The organism is uncultured Ralstonia sp., assembly GCA_913056305.1.
In the GTDB taxonomy this organism is placed as follows: Bacteria; Pseudomonadota; Gammaproteobacteria; order Burkholderiales; family Burkholderiaceae; genus Ralstonia.
In genome coordinates, this window is the sequence record CAJXMR010000207.1 from 1 (window position 1) to 8,196 (window position 8,196).

7 protein-coding genes are annotated in these 8,196 nt (G+C 65.7%); 1 reads left to right on the plus strand and 6 read right to left on the minus strand.

The features are described from left to right. The 3 genes from ccoN to QZ609_RS21765 form a co-directional block, all read right to left on the minus strand. A partial coding sequence (gene ccoN / locus QZ609_RS21755; protein WP_295499462.1) for a cytochrome-c oxidase, cbb3-type subunit I occupies window positions 1–1,165 on the minus strand: 1,165 nt, incomplete at its 3' end. A gap of 117 nt (window positions 1,166–1,282) precedes the next feature. Further along, window positions 1,283–1,468 carry a cbb3-type cytochrome oxidase assembly protein CcoS gene (gene ccoS, locus QZ609_RS21760; protein ID WP_295499464.1) on the minus strand — a complete coding sequence of 62 codons (186 nt, stop codon included), beginning with the start codon at window positions 1,466–1,468 and terminating at the stop codon, window positions 1,283–1,285. A gap of 8 nt (window positions 1,469–1,476) precedes the next feature. Then, entirely contained in the window at window positions 1,477–4,020 is a 2,544-nt protein-coding gene (locus QZ609_RS21765) for a heavy metal translocating P-type ATPase (RefSeq protein WP_295499465.1), read from the minus strand. A 176-nt stretch (window positions 4,021–4,196) separates the two neighbouring features. Between QZ609_RS21765 and QZ609_RS21770 the strand changes: the two genes are divergently transcribed. Next, window positions 4,197–5,036, plus strand: coding sequence for a 2-phosphosulfolactate phosphatase (locus tag QZ609_RS21770; RefSeq protein ID WP_295499467.1), 840 nt, complete (start codon window positions 4,197–4,199; stop codon window positions 5,034–5,036). Between the two features lie 15 nt (window positions 5,037–5,051). Here QZ609_RS21770 and zapE read toward each other — a convergent pair whose 3' ends face one another. The 3 genes from zapE to QZ609_RS21785 form a co-directional block, all read right to left on the minus strand. Beyond that, complete coding sequence (zapE, locus tag QZ609_RS21775; RefSeq protein WP_295499469.1) at window positions 5,052–6,149, minus strand: cell division protein ZapE; 1,098 nt, start codon at window positions 6,147–6,149, stop codon at window positions 5,052–5,054. A 106-nt stretch (window positions 6,150–6,255) separates the two neighbouring features. Further along, complete coding sequence (gene lpdA / locus QZ609_RS21780) at window positions 6,256–7,692, minus strand: dihydrolipoyl dehydrogenase (RefSeq protein ID WP_295499471.1); 1,437 nt, start codon at window positions 7,690–7,692, stop codon at window positions 6,256–6,258. Window positions 7,693–7,762: 70 nt separating this feature from the next. Then, window positions 7,763–8,196, minus strand: a 434-nt coding sequence (locus tag QZ609_RS21785; protein ID WP_295499472.1) for a 2-oxo acid dehydrogenase subunit E2, incomplete at its 5' end; no start/stop codon positions are given.

Here is an 8,196-nt window from a genome sequence, read left to right on the forward strand (position 1 = left end):
AGTGCACCTCGATCAGGCGCGTGCTGTACATCTTCTGCTGGCCGAACAGGCGCGGAATCATGTAGTACATCGAGCCGATGGTGATCATCGCGACCCAGCCCAGCGCGCCGGAGTGCACGTGACCGATGGTCCAGTCGGTGTAGTGCGACAGCGCGTTGACGGTCTTGATGGACATCATCGAGCCTTCGAACGTCGCCATGCCGTAGAACGACAGCGCCACCACCAGGAACTTCAGGATCGGATCGGTGCGCAGCTTATGCCAGGCACCCGACATGGTCATGATCCCGTTGATCATGCCGCCCCACGACGGCGCCAGCAGGATCAGCGAGAACACCATGCCCAGCGATTGCGCCCAGTCCGGCAGCGAGGTGTACTGCAGGTGGTGCGGGCCCGCCCACATGTAGGTGAAGTTCAGCGCCCAGAAGTGGACGATCGACAGGCGGTACGAATAGATCGGACGCTCGGCCTGCTTGGGCACGAAGTAATACATCATGCCCAGGAAGCTGGTGGTCAGGAAGAAGCCCACGGCGTTATGGCCGTACCACCATTGGATCATGGCGTCCTGCACGCCCGCGTAGGCCGAGTACGACTTCCACATCGACACCGGCAGCTCAGCGTTGTTGACGATGTGCAGCAGCGCGATGGTGATGATGTAGGCGCCGAAGAACCAGTTGGCCACATAGATGTGCTTGGTCTTGCGCTTGAAGATGGTGCCGAAGAACACCACGGCATAGACCACCCACACCAGCGTGATCAGGATGTCGATCGGCCATTCCAGCTCGGCGTATTCCTTCGAGCTGGTGTAGCCCAGCGGCAGCGTGATGACTGCGGCCAGGATCACTGCCTGCCAGCCCCAGAACGTGAAGGCCGCCAGCGTGTCGGAGAACAGCCGCACCTGGCAGGTACGCTGCACGATGTAGTACGACGTGGCAAACAGCGCGCTGCCGCCAAATGCAAAGATGACCGCGTTGGTATGCAGCGGACGCAACCGCCCATACGTCAGCCAAGGCACCCCGAAATTCAGTTGCGGCCAGATCAACTGGGCCGCGATGAGCGCACCGACTGCCATGCCCACGATGCCCCACACGATCGTCATGATCGAGAACTGGCGGACAACGCGGTAATTGAAAGTCTGGGTGTGCTGCAACGCGCTGGACGAATCCATGCTCGCTCCCCATGATGGTTGTAGTGATGTGCTCATAGTAAGAATCGGACGATTTGGGGGTCTTGACGTGCATCAAGGCATCCCGACCAAAACGCGTCGGGATGGTTCAAACTCCGTTTATGAAACTTCGCGCGGCGGCAAGGTAGGTGAAACAGCGGGTGGCAGATCGCGGTCCAGCAGGATCGACTCGGCGGGCGCCTTGAGATCGTCGTACTGGCCGGAGCCGACCGCCCACCACAGCACGCCGACAATCACCAGCACCAGCATCAGCGACAGCGGGATCAACAGGTATAGGGTTTCCATGCTTCCTCCTACGCAGCGCGCGACAAACGCCACGCGTTGAGCGCCACCAGCAACGACGACAGCGACATGCCGATGCCCGCCTCCAGGGGCGAGAGCCACCCCAGCGTGGCCAGCGGGATGCAGATGGCGTTGTAGGCGAAGGCCCAGCCCAGGTTCTGACGGACCACCCGCAAGGCACGGCGCCCCAGCGACACCGCGTCGCTGATCCCGGCCAGCCGCGGCTCGGTGAGGATGGCGTCTGCACCGGCCTGGGCCAGCGGCGCGCCGGTGCCGATCGCGATCGAAACCTGCGCCTGCGCCAGCAGCGGCCCGTCGTTGATGCCGTCGCCCACGGCCAGTACCCGCGCGCCGCCGGCTTGCAGCTTGCGCACGTAGGCACGCTTGTCTTCGGGACTGACGCCGCCCACGGCATGCTCGATACCGAGGCGGCTTGCCCACCAGCGCACCGTCTCGGGCGCATCGCCAGAAACCAGATGCAGACGCAGCCCTTGCGCGCGCAGGGCGTCGAGGCACGCAGGCGCATCGGCGCGCGGCGTGTCGGCCAGCACAAAGCGCGCGAGCGGATGGCCGTCGCGACCGAGCCAGACAGTGGTGCAGGCTGCGGCGGGCGGCACATCTTCCACGGCGTTGCCATGCACGGGCATGATCGAAGTCGGCGCGTGCCCACCCGATTGCGCAGCGGCGAATGCCTGTGTGCCCAGACGGATATCACGGGCCGCATACCGGCCTTGCACGCCCTGCCCCGGCACGTTCAGCGTGTCCATCACGGCCGGTGTTTCCGCAGAGCCATCTGCAGCGGCGCGCAGCGATTGCGCGATCGGGTGGTTCTCCGCCTGCTCGAGCGCGCAGGCGAGCGCCAGACATTGGGGCGCGTCGAGATCGTCGGAGGTTTCGATGCTGAGCAGGCGCAAGCGGCCTTCCGTCAGCGTGCCAGTCTTGTCGAGCAGCACGTCGGTGACGCCCGCCAGGCTTTCGATGGCGTGGCCGCGCGTGACCAGCACGCCGCGCCGGGCCAGCGCACCGCTCGCGGCGGCCAGCGCGGACGGCGTGGCCAGCGACAGCGCGCACGGGCAGCTGACCACCAGCACCGCCACCGTCACGCCGAATACGCGGCTCGGATCGATCCACCACCAGGCCAGCGCCGTGAGCACGGCCCAGCCCAGCAACACCATCACAAAGCGCCCCGCCACGCGATCGGCGAGGTCCGCCATGCGCGGCTTGTCGGTCAATGCGCGTTCAAGCAGATCGACGATGGCGGCCAGCCGCGTCTGCGCGCCCACCCGACTCACGCGCAGCCGGATCGCACTGGCGACGTTGTAGCTGCCTGCCAGCACGGTTGCGCCGACCTCGCGCGCATGCGGCACGCTCTCGCCGGACAGCAGGGACTCGTCGATCTCGGTGACGCCGCGCTCGATGACCCCATCGGCGGGGAGGATCTCGCCGGCGCGCACTTCCACGCAGTCTCCGACACGCAGCGCGGCGACGGGGATGGTTTCCGCCGCCTCGGCGCCGTTGACAATGCGCCGGCACGTGGCGGGCAACTGCCGCACCAGGGCCTCGGCGCCGGAGGTGGCACTCTGCCGCGCACGCAGTTCGAGATAACGTGCCGCCAGCAGGAAGGCGACGAACATCGTCACCGAGTCGAAATAGGTCTCGCCGTGCCCGCGCACGGTGGCGATCACGCTGGCGACGAACGCTGCGCCGACGCCCAATGCGACCGGCACGTCCATGCCGACATGCGCATGCTGCACCTGTTGCCACGCGCTGCGGAAAATCGGCCCGGCGGAGATCAGCACCACCGGCGTCGTCAGCACCAGGCTCGCCCATTGCATCAGGGTGGTCTGATCGGCCGGGATGCTGCTGCCATGCAGGTAGACCGGCCACGCGTACATCATCACCTGCATCATGCCGAGCATGGCCAGGCCCAGGCGGATCAGCAGGTTGCGCCGCTCGCGGGCCTCGGCGGCACGGCGCACCGAAGGTTGATCCGGCCATGCCTCGTAGCCCACATCGGCAATCGCAGCGAACAAGGCGGAGAGCCGCACTGCCCCTGCGTTGAAAACGATGCGGGCGCGCTCGGTGGCGTAGTTGACGGTGGCTTCGCGGATGCCGGGCACGCGCGACAACGCGCGTTCGATCAGCCACACGCAGGCGGCGCAGCGCATGCCCGACAGCACGAGGGACACCTCTTCCGTGCCATCGGCGCGCGTGCGGACAAAGCGCTCGCGCATGACCGGCAGGTCGTAGGTCGCCCACACGGTTTCGGCTTCGGCGCGCACCTCGCCGTCGATGGGCCGGGCAAAGGCAATCGGGCCGTCATAGACGTGGCCCATGCCGGAGGCATGCAGCGTCAGCGCAATGGTCTGGCAGCCGGCGCAGCAGAAATCGTGGGGTTGGCCGGCGACTTGGCCGCGCAGTGTGTGGGCGCTATCCAGCTGCGATCCACAGTGATAGCAGGTGACGTTCGATGCGCCCACCCCGCTAGCCGCGATGGGCGAGCTCGTGCCAGCAGCCGGTGAGGCTGAAAGAATGGGGGCGAGGGTCGTCGTCATTATGAAGGCGATGCTAGCGAGCATCGCTCTGGCGGCCCTTGATACGTGTCAAGCCAGCCGATAAAAATTTGACGGGATATGCGACTTCCAAGCCACTCTAGGCAGCCGCCTTCCCTCCCGCAAAAAAATATGACGCCTATAGTGATAGCTGGACTGGGCAACGAGGAGGGCGTCCCGTGGCAACCGAATTCAGCCTGTACAACGTCCATTGCGAATGGGGTGAGCACGGTGCTTCGGCGCTGGCACCGCATTGCGACGTGGTGATCGTGGTGGATGTGCTGTCGTTCTGCACGTGCGTGGACATTGCGGTGGGGCGCGGCGCGCGCATCTACCCGTATCCATGGCGCGACGGCAGTGCCGAAACCTTCGCCCGCCGCGCGGGTGCCATGCTGGCCGGCACCAACCGCAGCCAGCCGGGCTATACGCTCTCGCCGGCCTCGCTGCGCAGCCTGCCGATGGGCAGCAGCCTGGTCCTGCCCTCCCCCAACGGCGCCACGCTGGCGCTGGCCACCGGCTCGACGCCGACGTTTGCGGGCTGTTTGCGCAACGCGCGGGCCGTTGCCGAGGCGGCGTCACGCCATGGACGTCGGGTGGCGGTGGTGGCTTCGGGTGAGCGTTGGGCCGACGGCAGCCTGCGCCCGGCCCTGGAAGACTGGCTAGCGGCGGGCGCCATCGTGCACCACCTGTCGGAAACCATCGCCGGCTTTCTGCCGCACGCGCTATCGCCAGAGGCATTGGCCGCCCGCGCGATTTATCGCGAGGCCTCGCAGACTGGCATGATGAAAGCGTGGCTGCTCGATTCCGTGTCAGGCCGTGAGCTGTGCGAGCGCGGCTTTGCGGAAGACGTGGCCATTGCGGCGCAAACCGACGTCAGCAATGTCGCGCCGATCCTGGTGGAAGGCGCGTTCCGCAACGCCGGGCACAAGCCGGAGGGCGGGCTGATGCAGGACTTCCTGGGCGCCAGCCTGCAATCTTCGCGGCCGACACCATCGCATCGCAACCACCTGCCCCGCTGAGCGCGAGAATCAGGATCAGGTCAGGCTCGTATCGACCTCGCGGCGAGGTGCCTCGAGGTATTCGCGCGACTGCATCTCGATGATGCGCGACACCGTGCGGTGGAACTCGTTGGCCATCTGGCCTTCGACGTAGAGCTCGTCGGCGGGCACCTCGGCCGACATCAGCAGCTTGACCTTGTGGTCATAGAACACGTCGATCAGCCACGTGAAGCGGCGCGCTTCGGAGGCCATGCGCGGCGTCATCTTCGGCACATCGGCCAGGATGACGGTGTGGAAGCGCGAGGCGATTTCCAGGTAATCGTTCTGCGAGCGCGGGCCGCCGCATAGCGTGGCGAAATCGAACCACACCACGCCACCGGCTTTACGTTGTGCACGGATCTCGCGATGCTCGATATGCAGCACTGGCGATTCGTCCGGCGCTTCCGCCACCGCCACGAACGCGTCACGCAGCGCCGAGTTGGCCTTGGCGCCCAGCGGCGTGTGATACGCCTGCACCTGCTCCATGGCGCGCTTGCGGTAATCGATGCCGGCATCGACGTTGAGGATGTCGAGCTTGTCCTGCAGCAGCGCGATGGCGGGCAGCACGCGGTCGCGGTGCAGGCCGTCCGGATACAGCAGATCCGGGCGGTAGTTGGACGTCATCACGAACTGCACGCCGTTGGCGAAGAGCTGATCGAGCAGGCGATGCAGGATCATCGCGTCAGCAACGTCGCTGACGTGGAATTCGTCAAAGCAGATCAGGCGATACCGCTTGGCGATGCGGCGCGCCAGCTCGTCGAGCGGATCGGCGCGGCCGCGCAGCTCTTCCAGCTGGCGATGCACCTCGCGCATGAATTCGTGGAAGTGCAGGCGTGTCTTGCGCACCAGCGGCACGCACGCGTAGAAGGCGTCCATCAGGAACGATTTGCCGCGCCCCACCCCGCCCCACATGTACACGCCGCGCGGCAGATCCGGGTGCACGAGCATCTTGCGCAAGGCACTCGAGCGGCGCCCCTTGTAGGCCACCCATTCGTCATAGCACTGCTGCAGGCGGTCGACGGCGCGCTGCTGCGCCTCGTCGGGCTGGTAGCCGCGCGCCTTCAGCTCCTGCAGGTAGGTTTCCTGGACGTTCATCTGCTGCTTTGGTGATGATGAGCCTCGCCGTTTGCGGGCCCAAATGGACCGATGCCCGGCAATCTTGTGGATACGCCGGGCATCGTGCTCGCCTGACGGCGTGCGATTACATATTGAGCTGACGCTTGTCGACGGCCAGCGCGGCTTCGCGCATGACTTCGGACATCGACGGGTGCGGGTGGCAGATGCGGCCGATGTCTTCAGCCGCGGCCTTGAACTCCATCGCCACCACGGCTTCCGCCACCAGATCCGATGCGTTGGCGGCCACGATGTGCACGCCCAGGATCTCGTCGGTCTTCGCGTCGGCGATGACCTTGACGAAGCCGTCGGAGTGGCCCATGCCCAGTGCACGGCCGTTGGCCATGAACGGGAACTGGCCGGCCTTGATCTCGCGGCCCTCGGCCTTGAGCTGCTGCTCGGTCTTGCCCACCCACGCGATTTCCGGGAAGGTGTAGATCACCCACGGAATGCAGTTGTAGTCGATGTGCGGCTTCTGGCCGACGATGCGCTCGGCCACGGCCACGCCTTCGTCTTCGGCCTTGTGCGCCAGCATCGGGCCGCGCACCACGTCGCCGATCGCCCACAGGTTCGGCAGCTTGGTCGCGCAGTGGTCATCCACCTCGATGAAGCCACGCTGGTCCGTCGCCAGGCCAACCGCTTCCAGGCCCAGGTTGTCGGTGTTCGGCACGCGGCCGATCGAGACGATCAGCTTGTCGCATTCCAGCACTTGGGCAGCGCCGGCAGCGTCGGTGTAGTTGACCTTGACACCCTTGTCGCTCGATTGGATCTCACCCACCTGCACGCCAACCTTGATGTTCAGGCCCTGCTTGTTCAGCAGCTTGTTGGCTTCCTTGGCGACCGACTCATCGGCGGCGCCGAGGAAGCTCGGCAGCGCTTCGAGAATGGTCACTTCCGAACCCAGGCGACGCCACACCGAGCCCAGCTCCAGGCCGATCACGCCGGCGCCGATCACGCCCAGCTTCTTCGGCACTTCGCCAAACTTCAGCGCGCCTTCGTTGTCAGCGATGGTCACGTTGTCGACCGGCACGCCCGGCAGGTGGCGGGCCTTCGAGCCGGTGGCGATGATCACGTGCTTGGCGGTCACGACTTCCGCGCCGGCGCGGCCGTTGATCTCGACTTGGTAGCCGGCGTCGGTCTTACCGACGAACTTGCCGTGGCCCTTGAGCAGCGTCACCTTGTTCTTGCGGAACAGGAACTCGATGCCCTTGGTCATCTTGCCGACGATGTCGTCCTTGCGCTTGAGCATCTTGGCAACGTCGACCTTCGCGCCTTCCACCGTGATGCCGTGATCGGCCAGGTGGTGGTTCACGTTCTCGAACTCTTCCGACGAGGCCAGCAGCGCCTTGGACGGAATGCAGCCGACGTTCAGGCAGGTGCCACCCAGGCGCGGCTCGCCCTTCGGGTCGTCGTAGGCGTTGTCTTCGCAGCAGGCCACGTTCAGGCCCAGCTGGCCGGCACGAATGGCGGCGATGTAGCCGCCAGGGCCGGCGCCGATCACCAGCACGTCAAATTCTTTGCTCATGAGAAATCCTCGATTCGGACACCGCCGCGCGCAGCGCGGCAGCAGTGTCGCAGGTCATCAACGCGGGGGATTACAGATCCAGCAGCAGACGTGCGGGATCTTCCAGCGCTTCCTTCATCGCCACCAGGCCCAGCACGGCTTCGCGGCCGTCGATGATGCGGTGGTCGTAGGACATGGCCAGGTAGTTCATCGGGCGCACCACGACTTGGCCGTTTTCCACCACGGCACGGTCCTTGGTCGCGTGCACGCCCAGGATGGCCGATTGCGGCGGGTTGATGATCGGGGTCGACAGCATCGAACCGAACGTGCCGCCGTTCGAGATCGAGAACGTACCGCCGGTCAGGTCGTCCAGCGTCAGCTTGCCGTCGCGGGCCTTCACGCCGTATTCAGCGATCTTCTTCTCGATGTCGGCCAGGCTCATCTGGTCGGCATTGCGCAGGATAGGCACCACCAGGCCGCGCGGCGAGCCGACAGCGATACCGATGTCGAAGTAGCCGTGGTAGA